Origin of the sequence: Neorhizobium sp. DAR64872/K0K18 (assembly GCF_050500175.1) — a bacterium.
GTDB lineage: Bacteria > Pseudomonadota > Alphaproteobacteria > Rhizobiales > Rhizobiaceae > Neorhizobium > Neorhizobium soli.
In genome coordinates, this window is sequence record NZ_CP191446.1 from 1,307,910 (window position 1) to 1,324,735 (window position 16,826).

The following is a 16,826-nucleotide window of genomic DNA, read 5'->3' on the forward strand; positions in this document are numbered from 1 at the left end:
TAAACCGTTTGAGAGACGAGTAATATGTCCCGACGCCATAGTGCAGAAAAGCGTGAGATCAATCCGGACCCGAAGTTCGGCGATTTGATCGTCACCAAGTTCATGAATGCCATCATGCTTCACGGCAAGAAGTCTGTCGCCGAAAGCATTGTCTACGGTGCGTTTGACTCCGTGCAGGGCAAGGCCAAGTCCGATCCGCTCGGCATCTTCCACACAGCCCTCGACAACGTCGCTCCGCACGTCGAAGTCCGTTCGCGTCGCGTTGGTGGTGCAACCTACCAGGTCCCGGTCGACGTTCGCCCGGAGCGCCGTCAGGCTCTCGCCATCCGCTGGCTGATTGCTGCTGCCCGCAAGCGTAACGAAACCACCATGATCGATCGCCTCTCGGGCGAACTCATGGATGCTTCGAACAACCGTGGCAGCGCCGTCAAGAAGCGTGAAGACACCCACAAGATGGCGGACGCAAACCGCGCATTCTCGCATTACCGTTGGTAATCTTCACCCGATCGAGTTTCGAAAGGCAGTCCTATGGCTCGCGAATATAAAATCGAAGACTACCGCAACTTTGGTATCATGGCGCATATCGACGCCGGCAAGACCACGACCACAGAGCGGATTCTTTACTACACGGGCAAGTCGCACAAGATCGGCGAAGTTCATGATGGCGCAGCCACCATGGACTGGATGGAGCAGGAGCAGGAGCGTGGGATCACCATCACCTCCGCTGCGACCACGACCTTCTGGAAGGGCCGTGACGGCAAGATGCGCCGCTTCAACATCATCGACACTCCCGGCCACGTCGACTTCACCATTGAAGTCGAACGTTCGCTGCGCGTGCTCGACGGTGCGATCGCTCTTCTCGACGCAAACGCCGGCGTAGAGCCGCAGACGGAAACCGTCTGGCGTCAGGCCGAGAAGTACCATGTCCCGCGGATGATCTTCTGCAACAAGATGGACAAGACCGGCGCTGACTTCTACCGCTCGGTAGAAATGATCAAAACCCGTCTCGGCGCCATCGCTGTTGTCATGCAGCTCCCGATCGGTGCAGAAACCGAGTTCAAGGGCGTCATCGATCTCATCGAGATGAATGCCCTGATCTGGCGCGACGAGTCGCTCGGCGCTGCCTGGGACGTCGTCGAGATTCCTGACGACATGAAGGAAAAGGCTGCCGAATACCGCGAGAAGATGATCGAACAGGTCGTCGATATCGATGAAGAAGCCATGGAAAACTACTTGAACGGCATCATGCCGGACAATGACAAGATCCGTGCGCTGGTTCGTCGTGGTACCATCGACGTCAAGTTCCATCCGATGTTCTGCGGCACTGCGTTCAAGAACAAGGGCGTTCAGCCTTTGCTCGACGCCGTTGTCGAATATCTGCCTTCGCCGCTCGACATCCCGTCCATCAACGGTATCGACGTCAAGACCGAAGCCGAAATCGCCCGTCATCCGTCGGATGATGAGCCGCTTTCGATGCTGGCCTTCAAGATCATGAACGACCCCTTCGTTGGTTCGCTCACCTTCGCCCGTATCTATTCCGGCAAGCTCACCAAGGGCACGGCCGTCATGAACACGGTCAAGGAAAAGCGCGAGCGCGTCGGCCGCATGCTGCAGATGCACTCCAACTCCCGTGAAGACATCGAAGAAGCCTTTGCAGGCGACATCGTTGCTCTCGCAGGTCTCAAGGAAACCACGACCGGCGACACCCTGTGTGATCCGCTGCACCCGGTTATCCTCGAGCGCATGGAATTCCCTGAGCCGGTCATCCAGATCGCCATCGAGCCGAAGACCAAGGGCGACCAGGAAAAGATGGGCCTCGCGCTTAACCGCCTGGCTGCTGAAGATCCTTCGTTCCGCGTCAAGACGGATGAAGAATCCGGCCAGACGATCATCGCCGGCATGGGCGAACTGCATCTCGACATCCTCGTCGACCGCATGCGTCGTGAATTCAAGGTAGAAGCTACTGTCGGTGCGCCGCAGGTTGCCTACCGCGAAACCATCACACGCACGCACGAGGAAGATTACACGCACAAGAAGCAGTCCGGTGGTACCGGTCAGTTCGCGCGCGTCAAGATCGTCTTCGAACCGAACCCGGATGGCGATGAATTCAAGTTCGAATCCAAGATCGTTGGTGGTTCCATTCCGAAGGAATACATCCCCGGCGTTCAGAAGGGTATCGAGAGCGTTCTGTCTTCGGGTCCGCTCGCGGGCTTCCCGATGCTCGGCGTAAAGGCAACCCTGATGGACGGCGCCTTCCACGACGTCGACTCCTCGGTTCTCGCGTTCGAAATCGCATCGCGTGCCTGCTTCCGTGAAGCGGCAAAGAAAGCTGGCGCACAGCTTCTCGAGCCGATGATGAAGGTCGAAGTTGTGACCCCGGAAGATTACGTCGGTGACGTTATCGGCGACTTGAACTCCCGTCGTGGCCAGATCCAGGGCCAGGAACAGCGCGGCATCGCGATCGTTATCAACGCTCACGTTCCGCTCGCGAACATGTTCAAGTACGTCGACAACCTGCGCTCCATGTCGCAGGGCCGTGCACAGTATTCGATGACCTTCGATCACTACGCACCGGTTCCGTCGAACGTCGCGACCGAAATCCAGGCGAAGTATTCCGGTCAGAAGTAATCGGAATACCGATCCAAAATACGCCTCGGCCTCGTGCCGGGGCGACAACAAGAATTGGAGCCCTTGAGGGCTCACGCAAAATGGAGAGCCGGAAATGGCAAAGAGCAAGTTTGAGCGCAATAAGCCTCACGTCAACATTGGCACGATCGGTCACGTCGACCACGGCAAGACGTCGCTGACTGCGGCGATCACGAAGTACTTCGGCGAATTCAAGGCCTACGACCAGATCGACGCTGCTCCTGAAGAGAAGGCCCGCGGCATCACCATTTCGACAGCACACGTCGAATACGAGACGCCGAACCGCCACTACGCACACGTCGACTGCCCCGGCCACGCCGACTACGTTAAGAACATGATCACCGGTGCAGCGCAGATGGACGGCGCGATCCTGGTTTGCTCGGCTGCCGACGGCCCGATGCCACAGACCCGCGAGCACATCCTGCTTGCTCGTCAGGTTGGCGTTCCCGCGATCGTCGTGTTCCTCAACAAGGTTGACCAGGTCGACGACGAAGAGCTCCTCGAGCTCGTCGAACTGGAAGTCCGCGAACTTCTGTCGTCCTACGACTTCCCGGGCGACGACATTCCGATCGTCAAGGGTTCGGCTCTGGCCGCTCTCGAAGATTCGAACAAGAAGATCGGCGAAGACGCCGTTCGCGAACTGATGGCAGCTGTCGACGCCTACATCCCGACGCCTGAGCGTCCGATCGACCAGCCGTTCCTGCTGCCGATCGAAGACGTTTTCTCGATCTCGGGCCGTGGTACGGTCGTGACCGGTCGCGTCGAGCGTGGCATCGTCAAGGTTGGTGAAGAAGTCGAAATCGTCGGCATCCGCGCCACGACCAAGACGACGGTTACCGGCGTCGAAATGTTCCGCAAGCTGCTCGACCAGGGCCAGGCCGGCGACAACATCGGCGCTCTGATCCGTGGCGTACAGCGTGACGGCGTTGAGCGTGGCCAGATCCTGTGCAAGCCGGGTTCGGTCAAGCCGCACAAGAAGTTCATGGCAGAAGCCTACATCCTGACGAAGGAAGAAGGCGGCCGTCATACGCCGTTCTTCACGAACTACCGTCCTCAGTTCTACTTCCGTACAACGGACGTGACCGGTATCGTTTCGCTTCCAGAAGGCACGGAAATGGTTATGCCAGGCGACAACGTCACCGTTGAAGTCGAGCTGATCGTTCCGATCGCGATGGAAGAAAAGCTGCGCTTCGCGATCCGCGAAGGCGGTCGTACTGTCGGCGCCGGCATCGTTGCCTCGATCATCGAGTAACAAATCAGAGGGCAGGGCGGGTTCTTCGGGGCCCGCCCGGTTCACTTTTTTTAAGCAAGTTGGCCCTGCTGACTTGCTTATGACATGAAAATGTAGCAAATGGCGCGCGAGCGCTATTTGCGCCTTGCTTCGTTTTATCGAGGCAGGCAATTGCCAAAGACATTAAGGTGGGCCTTCGGCCTGGAGACGAGAACGGACTGCCGCTGTTGGCGCACCCGTTCGATCTTTGACACTGGTGGTCCCGCCTTAGGATAACGAACAACTCGTGCTGTAACGTTGGCACGTGGAAACAAGAAACAAGGATAACGTCGAATGAACGGCCAAAATATCCGCATTCGCCTGAAGGCGTTCGATCACCGCATTCTCGACGCTTCGACGCGTGAGATCGTGTCGACGGCGAAGCGCACCGGCGCAAGCGTCCGGGGCCCCGTTCCGCTTCCGACTCGCATCGAGAAGTTTACGGTTAACCGGTCCCCCCACATCGACAAGAAAAGCCGCGAGCAGTTCGAGATGCGCACACACAAGCGCCTTCTCGATATCGTAGACCCGACACCACAGACCGTGGACGCGCTGATGAAGCTCGACCTCGCCGCAGGTGTCGATGTTGAGATCAAGCTCTGAGGCTTATGTCTCGAGCTGAGTGAGAAGGATTGAACCGATGCGTTCGGGTGTAATTGCACAGAAAGTGGGAATGACCCGCGTCTATAACGACGCTGGTGAGCACATCCCGGTTACCGTTTTGCGGCTGGAGAGCTGCCAGGTCGTCGCACAGCGCACTGTTGAGAAGAATGGCTATGTTGCCGTTCAGCTCGGTGCTGGCGTCGCCAAGGTAAAGAACACCTCCAAGGCTATGCGTGGCAACTTCGCCATCGCTAACGTCGAGCCGAAGTCGAAGCTCGTTGAGTTTCGCGTTTCCGAAGAAAATCTGATCGACGTTGGCACTGAGCTGAAGGCCGATCATTTTGCTGCTGGTCAGCTGGTGGATGTCACCGGCACTTCGATCGGTAAGGGTTTTGCCGGTGCTATGAAGCGCCATAACTTCGGTGGTCTGCGGGCGACCCACGGTGTTTCCGTGTCGCACCGTTCGCACGGTTCGACTGGTAACAACCAGGATCCGGGCAAGGTCTGGAAGGGCAAGCGCATGGCTGGTCACATGGGCCAGACGCGTATCACCACGCAAAACCTCGAAATCGTCTCGACGGATGAAGACCGCGGACTGATCCTCGTCAAGGGTGCCGTTCCCGGCTCCAAGGGCGCCTGGATTGAAGTTCGCGACGCCGTCAAGTCGGCCGCGAAGTAAGGGAGCCAGCTATTATGGAATTCAACGTCAAGACCCTCGAGGGAAAAGACGCCGGCCAGGTTTCCCTGTCGGACGCGATTTTCGGCCTCGACCCACGCGAGGATATCCTCGCACGCATGGTGCGTTACCAGCTCGCTAAGAAGCAGCAGGGCACGCACAAGACCAAGAGCCGTTCCGAGATTGCTCGCACCGGTGCGAAGATGTTCAAGCAGAAGGGTACGGGCCGCGCTCGTCACCATTCGGCTCGCGCTCCGCAGTTCCGCGGCGGTGGTCGTGCACACGGCCCGGTCGTTCGCAGCCACGAGCATGATCTTCCTAAGAAGGTTCGCGCTCTTGCTCTGCGTCACGCTCTGTCTGCAAAGCTGAAGTCTGAAGATCTGATCGTCATCGACAACCTGGTTGCTTCTGAAGCAAAGACCAAGGCTCTCGTCGGTACGTTCGCATCGCTCGGCCTCACCAACGTGCTGTTCATCGGCGGTGCTGAGCTCGACAGCAACTTCAAGCTCGCAGCCCAGAACATCCCGAATGTGGACGTTCTGCCGGTCCAGGGCATCAATGTTTACGACATCCTGCGTCGCGGTAAGCTCGTGCTTTCCAAGGCTGCGGTTGAAGCCCTCGAGGAGCGTTTCAAGTGACCGACATTCGCCACTATGATGTGATCGTATCTCCTTCGATCACCGAAAAGTCGACACTGGTTTCCGAGTATAACCAGATAGTCTTCAACGTTGCCAAGACTGCTTCGAAGCCGGAAATCAAGGCTGCCGTGGAAGCTCTCTTCGGTGTGAAGGTCACTGCCGTTAATACGCTGGTCCGCAAGGGCAAGGTGAAGCGCTTCAAGGGCTTCATCGGCAAGCAGAAGGACGTCAAGAAGGCTGTCGTAACCCTGGCCGAAGGTCAGACGATCGACATCTCCACCGGTCTCTGAGGTAAAGAAAAATGGCACTGAAAAGCTATAATCCGACGACCCCGAGCCAGCGTCAGCTGGTTATCGTCGACCGTTCGGGCCTCTGGAAGGGCAAGCCCCTCAAGTCGCTGACTGAAGGTCTGTCCAAGAGCGGTGGTCGCAACAACAACGGTCGTATCACTGCCCGCTTCATCGGCGGTGGTCACAAGCGTACCTATCGCCTGGTCGATTTCAAGCGTCGGAAGTTCGACATTGAAGGCACGGTCGAGCGTCTGGAATACGACCCTAACCGTACCGCGTTCATCGCGCTCGTAACCTACACGGACGGCGAACAGGCCTACATCATCGCTCCGCAGCGTCTTGCTGCAGGCGACAAGGTCATCGCTTCCTCGAAGGCTGTCGACGTGAAGCCCGGCAACACCATGCCGCTGCAGTTCATCCCGGTTGGTTCGATCGTTCACAACGTCGAAATGAAGCCAGGCAAGGGCGGTCAGATTGCTCGCTCCGCCGGCACCTATGTGCAGCTCGTCGGCCGCGATGCCGGCATGGCGATCCTGCGCCTCAACTCTGGTGAACAGCGTCTCGTTCCGGGCTCCTGCCTGGCTTCGATCGGTGCTGTCTCCAACCCCGATCACGGCAACATCAACGACGGCAAGGCCGGTCGTACCGTATGGCGTGGCAAGCGTCCGCATAACCGCGGCGTTGTCATGAACCCGGTCGACCACCCGCACGGCGGTGGTGAAGGCCGTACCTCTGGTGGACGCCATCCGGTGTCCCCGTGGGGCAAGCCCACCAAGGGCAAGCGCACGCGTTCGAACAAGTCCACGGACAAGTTCATCATGCGCTCGCGCCACGTCAAGAAGTAAGAGAGGAAGTCGTTAAATGGCTCGTTCAGTTTGGAAAGGTCCGTTTGTTGACGGCTATCTTCTCAAGAAGGCTGAGAAGGTGCGCGAAGGCGGACGCAGTGAAGTAATCAAGATGTGGACCCGTCGGTCCACGATCTTGCCGCAGTTTGTCGGTTTGACGTTCGGCGTCTACAACGGCAACAAGCACGTTCCGGTCAGCGTCAACGAAGACATGGTCGGACACAAGTTTGGTGAATTCGCTCCCACCCGGACCTATTACGGTCACGGCGCGGACAAGAAGGCGAAGAGGAAGTAATCATGGCGAAGGCAAAGACCGAACGCCGGCTGAAGGACAACGAAGCACAGGCAGTCGCCCGTACGCTTCGCGTCAGCCCGCAGAAGCTAAACCTGGTTGCCGCCATGATCCGCGGCAAGAAGGTTGAACGCGCTCTGGCAGAACTCGAGTTCTCCCGCAAGCGCATCGCAGGCACGGTGAAGAAGACTCTCGAGTCTGCTATCGCCAACGCCGAAAACAACCATGACCTCGACGTCGACACGCTGATCGTAGCGGAAGCCTACGTAGGCAAGTCGATCACGATGAAGCGTTTCCACGCTCGCGGCCGTGGCCGTGCATCGCGGATCGAAAAGCCGTTCGCGCATCTGACGATCGTCGTTCGCGAAGTCGAGGAAAAAGGGGAGGCCGCATAATGGGTCAGAAAATCAATCCTATCGGTTTTCGCCTCGGCATCAACCGTACATGGGACAGCCGTTGGTTCGCCGACAACGCCGAATACGGCCAGCTGCTTCATGAAGACCTGAAGATCCGCGCATACCTGATGTCCGAGCTGAAGCAGGCCGGCATCGCCAAGGTGGTTATCGAGCGTCCGCACAAGAAGTGCCGCGTCACGATCCACTCGGCTCGCCCGGGTCTGATCATCGGCAAGAAGGGTGCGGACATCGAGAAGCTTCGCAAGAAGATCTCCACGATGACCAACTCCGAAACGCACCTCAACATCGTTGAAGTGCGCAAGCCGGAAGTCGACGCAACGCTCGTTGCCCAGTCGATCGCCCAGCAGCTCGAACGCCGCGTGGCTTTCCGCCGTGCGATGAAGCGTGCTGTTCAGTCCGCCATGCGTCTTGGCGCCGAAGGCATCAAGATCACTTGCGCCGGCCGTCTCGGTGGCGCGGAAATCGCTCGTACCGAATGGTACCGCGAAGGCCGCGTGCCGTTGCACACACTGCGCGCCGACATCGACTACGGTACGGCTGAAGCCGAAACCGCATTCGGTATCTGCGGCATCAAGGTCTGGATCTTCAAGGGTGAAATCCTTGAGCACGATCCGATGGCGTCGGAACGTCGCGCGCTGGAAGGCGATGCGCAGGGTCCGGCAAGCCGTGAGCGTGGCGATCGTGGCGACCGTCGCCGCGAACGTGAAAACGCTTGATTAGCGCTGGCGAAAGATAAGCTCGGAGAAGTAATAAAATGTTGCAGCCAAAGCGTACCAAGTTCCGCAAGCAGTTCAAGGGCCGCATCAAGGGCGTTGCCAAGGGTGGCTTCGACCTCGCATTCGGCGAATTCGGTCTGAAGGCTCAGGAACCTAACCGCGTCAACGCACGTGAGATCGAAGCGGCTCGCCGCGCGATCACACGTTACATGAAGCGTGCGGGTCGTGTATGGATCCGCGTATTCCCAGACGTACCGGTCACGGCAAAGCCGACCGAAGTGCGCATGGGTAAGGGTAAGGGTTCTGTCGAATACTGGGCTTGCAAGGTCAAGCCTGGTCGTATCATGTTCGAGATCGACGGCGTTTCGGAAGAGATCGCGCGCGAGGCACTTCGCCTCGGGTCTGCCAAGCTCTCGGTCACGACGCGCTTCGTACAGCGCATCGCAGATTAAGGAGAAGGCACGATGAAAGCCGAAGACGTACGCGGCCTGACCGCCGACCAGCTCAAGGACAAGCTTGCTGACCTGAAGAAGGAGCAGTTCAACCTGCGCTTCCAGAAGGCCACCGGCCAGCTCGAGAAATCCTCGCGCATCACCGAGGTCCGCAAGGATATCGCTCGCGTGAAAACCATTGCCCGCCAGAAGGCGGCAGAAGCCAAGGCCTAAAGGAAGAATAATATGCCGAAACGCATTCTGCAGGGCGTAGTCGTTTCCGACAAGAACGAGAAGACCGTTGTTGTCCGCGTCGAGCGCCGCTTCGCTCACCCTTTGCTTCAGAAGACCGTTCGCCGGTCCAAGAAGTACAAGGCCCATGACGAAAACAACCAGTTCAAGGTTGGTGACGTAGTTTCCATTCAGGAATGCGCCCCGATCTCCAAAGACAAGACCTGGACGGTTATCAACGCCCAGGCTTAAAGACTTCAGGATTTTGCGTCAGGCCCTTGCGTCGGACACAGAATCCTGTAAGAAGCACGCCACTGGCGTAGAACGCTCGGAAACGAGCGTTCTTTTGCTTTCAGCGCACGGAAGGTCCCACTTAGGGAAACCACCTTGGCAAGACCGATCCCGCGCATACTGAAAATGTGTTCATAGCCAGCTCCGTTCGTATTCATGCGCGCGGATAGTTGGTCATTAGAAAAAGGCGACCTGACATGATTCAGATGCAAACAAACCTCGACGTGGCGGATAATTCCGGCGCACGTCGTGTCATGTGCATCAAGGTGCTGGGCGGCTCCAAGCGCAAGTACGCTTCGATCGGCGACGTTATCGTCGTTTCGATCAAGGAAGCTATTCCGCGCGGCCGCGTGAAGAAGGGTGACGTGATGAAGGCGGTGGTTGTGCGTACCGCCAAGGACATCCGTCGCGCCGACGGCAGCGTCATCCGCTTCGACAACAACGCAGCGGTCCTCATCGACAACAAGAAAGAGCCGATCGGCACCCGTATCTTCGGACCGGTTCCGCGCGAACTTCGCGCTAAGAACCATATGAAGATCATCTCGCTGGCTCCTGAAGTTCTGTAAGGAGCGAGAGATATGCAGAAGATCAAGAAGGGCGACAACGTCGTCGTACTGACCGGCAAGGACAAGGGCCGCACCGGTGAAGTAATCCAGGTTATGCCGAAGGAAGACCGTGCGGTCGTTCGCGGCATCAACATGGTGAAGCGCCACCAGCGTCAGTCGCAGACGCAGGAAGCTGGCATCATCAACAAGGAAGCGTCCATCCATCTGTCGAACATCGCGGTTGCCGCGAAAGACGGTAAGCCAACTCGCGTTGGTTTCTCGGTCGTCGACGGTAAGAAGGTGCGTGTCGCCAAGCGTACGGGAGATGTGATCGATGGCTGAGTCCAAGTATGAGCCGCGGCTCAAGGCGGAATACGTTTCCCGCATCCGCGCCGCGCTAAAGGAGCAGTTTTCCTACTCCAACGACATGATGATCCCCAAGCTGGACAAGATCGTCATCAACATGGGTGTGGGCGAAGCAACTGCCGACAGCAAGAAGCCAACGGTTGCAGCAGCCGACCTCGCAGCGATCGCCGGCCAGAAGCCGGTCATCACAAAGGCACGGAATTCCATCGCGGGCTTCAAGGTTCGCGAATTCATGCCGATCGGTGCCAAGGTTACGCTTCGCGGCGCCCGCATGTACGAATTCATGGATCGACTGGTCAACATCGCGCTTCCGCGCGTTCGCGACTTTCGCGGCCTGAACCCGAAGTCCTTTGACGGCCGTGGCAACTTCGCCATGGGCATCAAGGAACACATTGTGTTCCCGGAGATCAACTACGACAAGGTTGATCAGATGTGGGGCATGGACATCATCGTTTGCACGACGGCTACCAACGACGACGAAGCACGGGCTCTCCTGAAAGAGTTCAACTTCCCGTTCCGCCAGTAACCGTAACGACGAGCGTTTAAAAGGAACTCCGATATGGCGAAAACCAGCGCAGTTGAAAAGAACAAGCGCCGCCGCAAGACCGTCGCGGACCATGCAGCCAAGCGTGCTGTATTGAAGGCGACCATCATGAACCAGGAACTTCCGATCGAAGAGCGGTTCAAGGCAACTATCAAGCTCGCTTCTCTGCCGCGCGATGGCTCGAAGACGCGTATCCGCAACCGTTGCGAAGTCACCGGTCGCCCGCGCGCTTTCTATCGCAAGCTTAAGATGTCGCGTATTGCACTTCGCGAACTCGGCAGCCTCGGCAAAGTGCCGGGCATCGTCAAGTCGAGCTGGTAAGGAGATCGTTAGATGACCATGACTGATCCCTTGGGCGATATGCTCACACGTATCCGCAACGGCGCTTCCCGCCGCAAGTCGACCGTTTCGACGCCAGCCTCCAGGCTGCGCGTTCGCGTTCTCGACGTGCTGCAGGCTGAAGGCTACATCCGCGGTTACACTGAAACCGATTTCGGCAACGGCAAGGCCGAGATCGAAATCGAACTGAAGTACTACGAAGGCGCGTCGGTGATCCGTGAGATCGGCCGCGTGTCCAAGCCGGGCCGCCGAGTTTATGTCTCGGTCAAGTCCATCCCTCAGGTCGCGAACGGCCTCGGCATCACCATCCTTTCGACTCCGAAGGGCGTGATGGCCGATCACCAGGCTCGCGAACAGAACGTAGGCGGCGAGGTTCTTTGCTCGGTCTTCTAAGACTGCGCAAGGATCTCCCTAGCGAACAGACAGGATTGAATAATGTCTCGTATCGGTAAAAAGCCCGTTCAGGTTCCTGCAGGGATCACGGCCTCGGTTGATGGCCAGAAAGTCACTGCCAAGGGCCCGAAGGGCGAGCTTTTCTTCGTCGCTAACGACGAAATCAAGCTTGAAATCAAAGACAATGCCATTTCGGTGACTCCGGTCAACGATTCCAAGGATGCTCGTTCGAAGTGGGGCATGTCCCGCACGATGATCGAAAACATCCTGAAGGGTGTGAAGGACGGTTTCGAGCGCAAGCTTGAAATCAACGGCGTTGGTTACCGCGCGTCGCTGCAGGGCAAGAACCTGCAGCTGGCTCTCGGTTTCAGCCACGACGTGGTCTATCAGACCCCGGAAGGCATCACCATTGCCGTGCCGAAGCCGACGGAAATCATCGTCTCCGGCATTAATAAACAGCAGGTCGGTCAGGTAGCAGCGGAAATCCGCGAATACCGCGGTCCAGAGCCCTACAAGGGCAAAGGCGTCAAGTACGCTGAGGAACGGATCGTCCGCAAGGAAGGCAAGAAGAAGTAAGGACGCGGGATCATGGCTACCAGAAAAGAAGCACTCACAAAGCGTGCGAGCCGTGTTCGCCGTCAGATCAAGAAGGTCGCAAATGGCCGTCCGCGTCTGTCGGTTCACCGCTCCTCGAAAAACATCTACGTTCAGGTCATCGACGACGTGGCCGGCCGCACGCTTGCAGCCGCTTCCACGCTCGACGTCGATCTGCGCAAGTCGCTGAAGACCGGTGCGGACGTTGCAGCAGCTGCTGCCGTTGGCAAGTTGGTTGCAGAGCGCGCTGCCAAGGCTGGCGTGACGGAAGTCGTGTTCGACCGCGGCGCCTTCATCTACCACGGCCGCATCAAGGCTCTTGCTGAAGCTGCCCGCGAAGGCGGCCTGAGCTTCTAAGAAATTTCGCCCGGTCTGCCTGAAGAAGGGGAGGCCGGGCGATTTGCGGTTTTACCGCATCACGTCCGGTACGCCGGACAGTCTCAACCTGCCGTTCCACCCGCAAAAGAAAAAGGAAAAGGACAATGGCACAGGAAAGAAGAGGTTCGGGCAACGATCGCCAGAACCGCGAAGAGCGCGATAGCGAATTCGTCGACAAGCTGGTCGCGATCAACCGCGTCGCCAAGGTCGTCAAGGGCGGCCGTCGTTTCGGTTTTGCTGCTCTCGTCGTCGTCGGCGACCAGAAGGGTCGCGTTGGCTTCGGTCATGGCAAGGCACGCGAAGTGCCGGAAGCCATCCGCAAGGCAACCGAATCTGCAAAGCGCGATCTGATCTTCGTACCGCTGCGTGACGGCCGTACGCTGCATCACGACGTCAATGGTCGTCACGGCGCCGGCAAGGTTCTGCTGCGCTCGGCCAAGGCTGGTACCGGTATCATCGCCGGCGGCCCGATGCGCGCTGTATTCGAAACGCTCGGCGTCCATGACGTTGTTGCGAAGTCGACTGGTTCGTCGAACCCATACAACATGGTTCGCGCAACGTTCGACGCTCTGAAGCACCAGGTGCATCCGAAGGACGTAGCAGCTCAGCGTGGCCTCAAGTATGCCACCCTGCAGTCGCGCCGCGCCGCTTCCGGCAATGCGTCGGAAGAATAAGAGGAGTCTGAACCATGGCTAAGGCTACGCAGAAGACTGAAGCAAAGACGGTTACCGTTCAGCAGATCGGCAGCCCAATCCGCCGCCCGGCCGAACAGCGCGCGACGCTGATCGGTCTTGGCCTCAACAAGATGCATCGGACCAGCACTCTGGAAGATACTCCTTCCGTTCGTGGCATGATCCGTGCTGTCCAGCATCTCGTTCGCGTCGTCGAAGAGAAGTGAGACGGAGGAATTGACCATGAAACTGAATGAGATCAAGGACAACGAAGGCTCTTCGAAGGACCGTATCCGCGTTGGTCGCGGTATCGGTTCCGGCAAGGGCAAGACCGGTGGACGTGGCGTCAAGGGTCAGAAGGCCCGTTCAGGCGTCTCGATCAACGGCTTCGAAGGCGGTCAGATGCCAATCTACCGTCGTCTTCCGAAGCGCGGCTTCAACAACATCTTCGCATCTGAATACGCAACCGTATCGCTCGGCCGTATCCAGACTGCGATCGATGCTGGCAAACTCGACGCAAACGCGACTGTCGACGCAGCAGCTCTCAAGGCTGCCGGCGTCATCCGTCGCCTCAAGGACGGCGTTCGCGTCCTGTCCGGCGGCGAACTGACAACCAAGGTTTCGATCGAAGTCGCCGGTGCCTCCAAGGCTGCCGTCGAAAAGATCGAAAAGTCGGGCGGCTCGATCAAGCTGCTCGTGGTTGCTGAAACAGCCGCTGAATAAATCGTTTGAAAATCACCCGGTGTGAGCTTCACACCGGGTGATTTTATGTCCATATGTGAGCCTCACGATCCCCAAGGCAGTCCGGCCGGTCAGCTACCGGGATCAGACGGAAAAATGGGTGAGGCAGGCGATTGCGACAGCATCTCGCGCCCCCAGCTTTCTGAAAACAGAATCAAGACTGCGTTCCGGAAGGCACATGCCGCCGGGGGATGGGTCGGGCGGAGAATTGCATGGCTTCTGCAGCTGAACAACTGGCCTCAAATCTGAATTTCAAAACTTTCGCCAAGGCGGAAGATCTCAAGAAACGCCTGTGGTTCACGCTGGCAGCGCTTCTTGTCTATCGCTTGGGCACGCATATTCCGCTGCCAGGCCTCAACCCTGAAGCCTATGCGCAGGCCTTTAGCGGTCAGTCGGGTGGCATTCTCGGCCTCTTCAACATGTTCTCCGGCGGTGCTGTCGAGCGCATGGCGATCTTCGCCCTCGGCATCATGCCTTACATTTCCGCTTCGATTATCGTGCAGCTGATGACTTCGGTCGTCCCGTCGCTCGAGAACCTGAAGAAGGAAGGCGAGGCGGGTCGCAAGATCATCAACCAGTACACTCGCTACGGCACCGTGATTCTCGGCGCGCTTCAGGCCTACGGCATCGCTGCCGGCCTTTCGAGCGGTCAGGGCATCGTGTCCAACCCGGGCTGGTTCTTCACGCTCTCAACGGTCGTCACGCTGCTTGGCGGCACGATGTTCCTGATGTGGCTTGGTGAGCAGATCACCTCGCGCGGTATCGGCAACGGTATTTCGCTGATCATCTTTGCCGGTATTGCCGCAGGTCTTCCTGGCGCGCTCGCCAACACAATGGAACTCGGTCGTACCGGCGCTCTGCCGACTGCTCTGATTCTCACCGTTATCATCGTCGCGATCGCCGTCATTGCGCTGATCGTGTTTGTTGAACGCGCCCAGCGTCGGCTTTTGATCCAGTATCCGAAGCGTCAGGTCGGCAACCGCATGTTCCAGGGCGATACCTCGCACCTCCCGCTGAAGCTCAATACAGCGGGCGTTATTCCGGCAATCTTTGCATCCTCGCTTCTGCTTCTGCCGGCAACGGCTGCGGGCTTTGCCGGCAATTCACAGCTGCCAGATTGGGCAACGGGGATCATTGCAGCTCTTGGCCACGGCCAGCCGCTGTTTATGCTGTTCTACGCCATGCTGATCGCGTTCTTCGCCTTCTTCTACACGGCCATCGTCTTCAACCCGAAGGATACGGCTGATAACCTGAAGAAGCACGGCGGCTTCATTCCCGGCATCCGTCCCGGTGAGCGTACCGCGGAATATATCGATTACGTCCTGACCAGAATCACGGTCGTCGGCGCTATCTATCTCGTCGTGGTCTGCATTCTTCCCGAATTCCTGGTGGCCAGAACGGGCGTTCCGTTAGCCCTTGGTGGTACTTCGCTTTTGATCGTGGTCAGTGTAACCCTTGATACGGTTGCGCAGATCCAGGGACACCTCATCGCGCAGCAGTATGAGGGATTGATCAAGAAGTCGAAACTACGCGGTGGAAAGAGGGGACGATGAGACTGATTCTTTTAGGACCGCCGGGCGCGGGCAAGGGGACCCAAGCCCAGCGGATCGTGGAGAAGCATGGCATTCCGCAGCTCTCCACTGGTGATATGCTGCGGGCAGCCGTGGCAGCTGAGACCGAAGTCGGCAAGCGCGCCAAGGCAGTCATGGATGCGGGCAACCTCGTCTCTGACGAGATCGTCAACGCGATCGTCTCCGAGCGCATAGACGCGCCTGACTGCGCGAACGGTTTCATCCTTGACGGTTTTCCCCGCACGCTCGTGCAGGCGGACGCCACTGAGGCGATGCTGTCTGCCAAGGGGCTCGATCTTTCCGTGGTGATTGAACTTCGCGTCGACGATAAGGAGCTTGTCCGTCGCGTCTCCGGTCGCTATTCCTGCGCCCAGTGCGGGACGGTCTACCACGACTCGGATAAGAAGCCTTCGTCGGAAGGCACGTGCGACAAGTGTGGCTCGACCCACTTCAAGCGTCGGCCGGACGACAACGCCGAGACCATGACCAAGCGTCTCGAGGTTTACTACAAGGAAACCTCGCCGCTCATTGGTTACTACTATGCCAAAGGCAAGCTCAAGGTTGTCGATGGCATGGCCGAGATGGATACTGTCACGGCCAATATCGAAAAGATCCTTGCCAGTCTCTGAGACTGTCTTGGATGGGTTAAAGAATCTTGGGGTGGAGCAGTTGCATTCAAGCACTGATTCCGCTAAACACCGCGCCAACTCGCGACAGTTTTACAGCGATCGGCGCGGATTCCCGCAAGGACATCCGGGGCGATCATTTTGCCTGTCTCGTATGAAGTTTGAACTGGCGACCGTATCCAAAGGTCGCTTTCATGGAAGAAGTACCGCTTGCCGGATGGCAACCGGAACGCAAGGAGAATAGACGTGGCACGTATCGCTGGCGTCAACATCCCGACTGCGAAGCGCGTTGTCATCGCGCTGACCTACATTCACGGGATCGGCCCGAAATTCGCACAGGAAATCATGGAGAAGGTTGGTCTTGCCGCTGAAAAGCGCGTCCATCAGCTGACCGACTCGGAAGTCCTTCAGATCCGCGAAACCATCGACCGCGATTATCGCGTCGAAGGTGATCTTCGTCGCGAAACCGCGATGAACATCAAGCGCCTCATGGACCTCGGCTGCTATCGCGGCCTGCGTCACCGTCGTGGCCTTCCGGTCCGCGGTCAGCGCACGCACACCAATGCCCGCACCCGCAAGGGTCCGGCAAAGGCGATTGCTGGTAAGAAGAAGTAATTTTGGATCGATAGTCGCAAGGCGGGCAGGGCTCCTGTCCGCTTTTTCGTGACTGTCCGATCTGAGGTGGAGCCGCTGGCATTACGGCGGTGCAGAGA

27 protein-coding genes are annotated in these 16,826 nt (G+C 58.1%); all 27 read left to right on the top strand.

Annotation, left to right across the window (positions count from 1 at the left end; all coding sequences use genetic code 11):
* Window positions 1-24: 24 nt before the first annotated feature.
* Complete coding sequence (rpsG, locus tag ACQY1P_RS11680; RefSeq protein WP_062580266.1) at window positions 25-495, top strand: 30S ribosomal protein S7; 471 nt, start codon at window positions 25-27, stop codon at window positions 493-495.
* Between the two features lie 33 nt (window positions 496-528).
* Window positions 529-2,628, top strand: coding sequence for an elongation factor G (fusA, locus tag ACQY1P_RS11685; RefSeq protein WP_062453161.1), 2,100 nt, complete (start codon window positions 529-531; stop codon window positions 2,626-2,628).
* Between the two features lie 94 nt (window positions 2,629-2,722).
* The gene (gene tuf, locus ACQY1P_RS11690) at window positions 2,723-3,898 is read left to right on the top strand and encodes an elongation factor Tu (protein ID WP_092662037.1); all 1,176 of its coding nucleotides are present in this window, start codon (window positions 2,723-2,725) and stop codon (window positions 3,896-3,898) included.
* A 312-nt stretch (window positions 3,899-4,210) separates the two neighbouring features.
* Entirely contained in the window at window positions 4,211-4,519 is a 309-nt protein-coding gene (gene rpsJ / locus ACQY1P_RS11695; protein ID WP_003547547.1) for a 30S ribosomal protein S10, read from the top strand.
* A gap of 37 nt (window positions 4,520-4,556) precedes the next feature.
* The gene (gene rplC / locus ACQY1P_RS11700) at window positions 4,557-5,198 is read left to right on the top strand and encodes a 50S ribosomal protein L3 (RefSeq protein ID WP_062580268.1); all 642 of its coding nucleotides are present in this window, start codon (window positions 4,557-4,559) and stop codon (window positions 5,196-5,198) included.
* A 14-nt stretch (window positions 5,199-5,212) separates the two neighbouring features.
* Complete coding sequence (gene rplD / locus ACQY1P_RS11705) at window positions 5,213-5,833, top strand: 50S ribosomal protein L4 (protein WP_062457774.1); 621 nt, start codon at window positions 5,213-5,215, stop codon at window positions 5,831-5,833.
* Window positions 5,830-6,123: a 50S ribosomal protein L23 gene (locus ACQY1P_RS11710; RefSeq protein WP_062457771.1), complete on the top strand. Its 294-nt coding sequence runs from the start codon at window positions 5,830-5,832 to the stop codon at window positions 6,121-6,123. Before rplD ends, ACQY1P_RS11710 begins: the two co-directional genes overlap by 4 nt.
* 11 nt (window positions 6,124-6,134) lie before the next feature.
* Window positions 6,135-6,968 (top strand): 50S ribosomal protein L2, encoded by an 834-nt coding sequence (gene rplB / locus ACQY1P_RS11715; RefSeq protein ID WP_062457768.1) that lies wholly within the window; start codon window positions 6,135-6,137, stop codon window positions 6,966-6,968.
* A 16-nt stretch (window positions 6,969-6,984) separates the two neighbouring features.
* Window positions 6,985-7,263 carry a 30S ribosomal protein S19 gene (gene rpsS, locus ACQY1P_RS11720; protein ID WP_062457765.1) on the top strand — a complete coding sequence of 93 codons (279 nt, stop codon included), beginning with the start codon at window positions 6,985-6,987 and terminating at the stop codon, window positions 7,261-7,263.
* A 2-nt stretch (window positions 7,264-7,265) separates the two neighbouring features.
* Window positions 7,266-7,655 (top strand): 50S ribosomal protein L22, encoded by a 390-nt coding sequence (gene rplV / locus ACQY1P_RS11725; RefSeq protein WP_062457763.1) that lies wholly within the window; start codon window positions 7,266-7,268, stop codon window positions 7,653-7,655.
* Window positions 7,655-8,392 (top strand): 30S ribosomal protein S3, encoded by a 738-nt coding sequence (gene rpsC / locus ACQY1P_RS11730; RefSeq protein ID WP_062457759.1) that lies wholly within the window; start codon window positions 7,655-7,657, stop codon window positions 8,390-8,392. The genes rplV and rpsC overlap by 1 nt, the downstream gene beginning before the upstream one ends.
* Window positions 8,393-8,430: 38 nt before the next feature.
* On the top strand, window positions 8,431-8,844 hold the full coding sequence (gene rplP, locus ACQY1P_RS11735) for a 50S ribosomal protein L16 (protein ID WP_062457756.1): 414 nt from the start codon (window positions 8,431-8,433) through the stop codon (window positions 8,842-8,844).
* A gap of 12 nt (window positions 8,845-8,856) precedes the next feature.
* Window positions 8,857-9,057 carry a 50S ribosomal protein L29 gene (gene rpmC / locus ACQY1P_RS11740; protein WP_007770142.1) on the top strand — a complete coding sequence of 67 codons (201 nt, stop codon included), beginning with the start codon at window positions 8,857-8,859 and terminating at the stop codon, window positions 9,055-9,057.
* Between the two features lie 12 nt (window positions 9,058-9,069).
* The gene (gene rpsQ, locus ACQY1P_RS11745) at window positions 9,070-9,306 is read left to right on the top strand and encodes a 30S ribosomal protein S17 (RefSeq protein ID WP_062457753.1); all 237 of its coding nucleotides are present in this window, start codon (window positions 9,070-9,072) and stop codon (window positions 9,304-9,306) included.
* Between the two features lie 236 nt (window positions 9,307-9,542).
* Window positions 9,543-9,911: a 50S ribosomal protein L14 gene (gene rplN, locus ACQY1P_RS11750; RefSeq protein WP_052638136.1), complete on the top strand. Its 369-nt coding sequence runs from the start codon at window positions 9,543-9,545 to the stop codon at window positions 9,909-9,911.
* Window positions 9,912-9,923: 12 nt separating this feature from the next.
* The gene (gene rplX, locus ACQY1P_RS11755; RefSeq protein ID WP_062457750.1) at window positions 9,924-10,232 is read left to right on the top strand and encodes a 50S ribosomal protein L24; all 309 of its coding nucleotides are present in this window, start codon (window positions 9,924-9,926) and stop codon (window positions 10,230-10,232) included.
* On the top strand, window positions 10,225-10,782 hold the full coding sequence (gene rplE / locus ACQY1P_RS11760) for a 50S ribosomal protein L5 (RefSeq protein WP_062457747.1): 558 nt from the start codon (window positions 10,225-10,227) through the stop codon (window positions 10,780-10,782). The genes rplX and rplE overlap by 8 nt, the downstream gene beginning before the upstream one ends.
* A gap of 33 nt (window positions 10,783-10,815) precedes the next feature.
* A complete protein-coding gene (gene rpsN / locus ACQY1P_RS11765; protein ID WP_062457744.1) occupies window positions 10,816-11,121 on the top strand; it encodes a 30S ribosomal protein S14 in 306 nt (101 codons plus the stop codon).
* Window positions 11,122-11,133: 12 nt separating this feature from the next.
* Entirely contained in the window at window positions 11,134-11,532 is a 399-nt protein-coding gene (rpsH, locus tag ACQY1P_RS11770) for a 30S ribosomal protein S8 (RefSeq protein ID WP_062457741.1), read from the top strand.
* A gap of 42 nt (window positions 11,533-11,574) precedes the next feature.
* Window positions 11,575-12,108 (top strand): 50S ribosomal protein L6, encoded by a 534-nt coding sequence (gene rplF, locus ACQY1P_RS11775; protein ID WP_062457738.1) that lies wholly within the window; start codon window positions 11,575-11,577, stop codon window positions 12,106-12,108.
* Between the two features lie 12 nt (window positions 12,109-12,120).
* Window positions 12,121-12,483: a 50S ribosomal protein L18 gene (gene rplR / locus ACQY1P_RS11780; protein WP_062457734.1), complete on the top strand. Its 363-nt coding sequence runs from the start codon at window positions 12,121-12,123 to the stop codon at window positions 12,481-12,483.
* Window positions 12,484-12,608: 125 nt separating this feature from the next.
* On the top strand, window positions 12,609-13,178 hold the full coding sequence (rpsE, locus tag ACQY1P_RS11785) for a 30S ribosomal protein S5 (protein WP_062457730.1): 570 nt from the start codon (window positions 12,609-12,611) through the stop codon (window positions 13,176-13,178).
* Between the two features lie 14 nt (window positions 13,179-13,192).
* Window positions 13,193-13,402: a 50S ribosomal protein L30 gene (gene rpmD / locus ACQY1P_RS11790; RefSeq protein WP_062457727.1), complete on the top strand. Its 210-nt coding sequence runs from the start codon at window positions 13,193-13,195 to the stop codon at window positions 13,400-13,402.
* Between the two features lie 16 nt (window positions 13,403-13,418).
* Window positions 13,419-13,898 (top strand): 50S ribosomal protein L15, encoded by a 480-nt coding sequence (rplO, locus tag ACQY1P_RS11795; protein WP_062457725.1) that lies wholly within the window; start codon window positions 13,419-13,421, stop codon window positions 13,896-13,898.
* A 230-nt stretch (window positions 13,899-14,128) separates the two neighbouring features.
* Window positions 14,129-15,469 carry a preprotein translocase subunit SecY gene (gene secY / locus ACQY1P_RS11800; RefSeq protein ID WP_062457722.1) on the top strand — a complete coding sequence of 447 codons (1,341 nt, stop codon included), beginning with the start codon at window positions 14,129-14,131 and terminating at the stop codon, window positions 15,467-15,469.
* Window positions 15,466-16,116 (top strand): adenylate kinase, encoded by a 651-nt coding sequence (locus tag ACQY1P_RS11805; RefSeq protein ID WP_430256437.1) that lies wholly within the window; start codon window positions 15,466-15,468, stop codon window positions 16,114-16,116. The genes secY and ACQY1P_RS11805 overlap by 4 nt, the downstream gene beginning before the upstream one ends.
* Window positions 16,117-16,359: 243 nt before the next feature.
* Window positions 16,360-16,728, top strand: coding sequence for a 30S ribosomal protein S13 (gene rpsM, locus ACQY1P_RS11810; RefSeq protein WP_062457717.1), 369 nt, complete (start codon window positions 16,360-16,362; stop codon window positions 16,726-16,728).
* Window positions 16,729-16,826: the final 98 nt, after the last annotated feature.

Coding starts and splice junctions, on each gene's coding strand:
- rplV (WP_062457763.1), top strand. CDS start 7,266: ATGGCGAAGGCAAAGACCGAACGCCGGCTGAAGGACAACGAAGCACAG.
- rplP (WP_062457756.1), top strand. CDS start 8,431: ATGTTGCAGCCAAAGCGTACCAAGTTCCGCAAGCAGTTCAAGGGCCGC.
- rpsH (WP_062457741.1), top strand. CDS start 11,134: ATGACCATGACTGATCCCTTGGGCGATATGCTCACACGTATCCGCAAC.
- rpsQ (WP_062457753.1), top strand. CDS start 9,070: ATGCCGAAACGCATTCTGCAGGGCGTAGTCGTTTCCGACAAGAACGAG.
- rpsS (WP_062457765.1), top strand. CDS start 6,985: ATGGCTCGTTCAGTTTGGAAAGGTCCGTTTGTTGACGGCTATCTTCTC.
- fusA (WP_062453161.1), top strand. CDS start 529: ATGGCTCGCGAATATAAAATCGAAGACTACCGCAACTTTGGTATCATG.
- rplR (WP_062457734.1), top strand. CDS start 12,121: ATGGCTACCAGAAAAGAAGCACTCACAAAGCGTGCGAGCCGTGTTCGC.
- rpmD (WP_062457727.1), top strand. CDS start 13,193: ATGGCTAAGGCTACGCAGAAGACTGAAGCAAAGACGGTTACCGTTCAG.
- rplB (WP_062457768.1), top strand. CDS start 6,135: ATGGCACTGAAAAGCTATAATCCGACGACCCCGAGCCAGCGTCAGCTG.
- rplO (WP_062457725.1), top strand. CDS start 13,419: ATGAAACTGAATGAGATCAAGGACAACGAAGGCTCTTCGAAGGACCGT.
- secY (WP_062457722.1), top strand. CDS start 14,129: ATGGCTTCTGCAGCTGAACAACTGGCCTCAAATCTGAATTTCAAAACT.
- rplC (WP_062580268.1), top strand. CDS start 4,557: ATGCGTTCGGGTGTAATTGCACAGAAAGTGGGAATGACCCGCGTCTAT.
- rpsE (WP_062457730.1), top strand. CDS start 12,609: ATGGCACAGGAAAGAAGAGGTTCGGGCAACGATCGCCAGAACCGCGAA.
- rplF (WP_062457738.1), top strand. CDS start 11,575: ATGTCTCGTATCGGTAAAAAGCCCGTTCAGGTTCCTGCAGGGATCACG.
- rpsN (WP_062457744.1), top strand. CDS start 10,816: ATGGCGAAAACCAGCGCAGTTGAAAAGAACAAGCGCCGCCGCAAGACC.
- rpsG (WP_062580266.1), top strand. CDS start 25: ATGTCCCGACGCCATAGTGCAGAAAAGCGTGAGATCAATCCGGACCCG.
- rpsC (WP_062457759.1), top strand. CDS start 7,655: ATGGGTCAGAAAATCAATCCTATCGGTTTTCGCCTCGGCATCAACCGT.
- rplD (WP_062457774.1), top strand. CDS start 5,213: ATGGAATTCAACGTCAAGACCCTCGAGGGAAAAGACGCCGGCCAGGTT.
- tuf (WP_092662037.1), top strand. CDS start 2,723: ATGGCAAAGAGCAAGTTTGAGCGCAATAAGCCTCACGTCAACATTGGC.
- rpmC (WP_007770142.1), top strand. CDS start 8,857: ATGAAAGCCGAAGACGTACGCGGCCTGACCGCCGACCAGCTCAAGGAC.
- rpsJ (WP_003547547.1), top strand. CDS start 4,211: ATGAACGGCCAAAATATCCGCATTCGCCTGAAGGCGTTCGATCACCGC.
- rplN (WP_052638136.1), top strand. CDS start 9,543: ATGATTCAGATGCAAACAAACCTCGACGTGGCGGATAATTCCGGCGCA.
- ACQY1P_RS11805 (WP_430256437.1), top strand. CDS start 15,466: ATGAGACTGATTCTTTTAGGACCGCCGGGCGCGGGCAAGGGGACCCAA.
- rplX (WP_062457750.1), top strand. CDS start 9,924: ATGCAGAAGATCAAGAAGGGCGACAACGTCGTCGTACTGACCGGCAAG.
- rplE (WP_062457747.1), top strand. CDS start 10,225: ATGGCTGAGTCCAAGTATGAGCCGCGGCTCAAGGCGGAATACGTTTCC.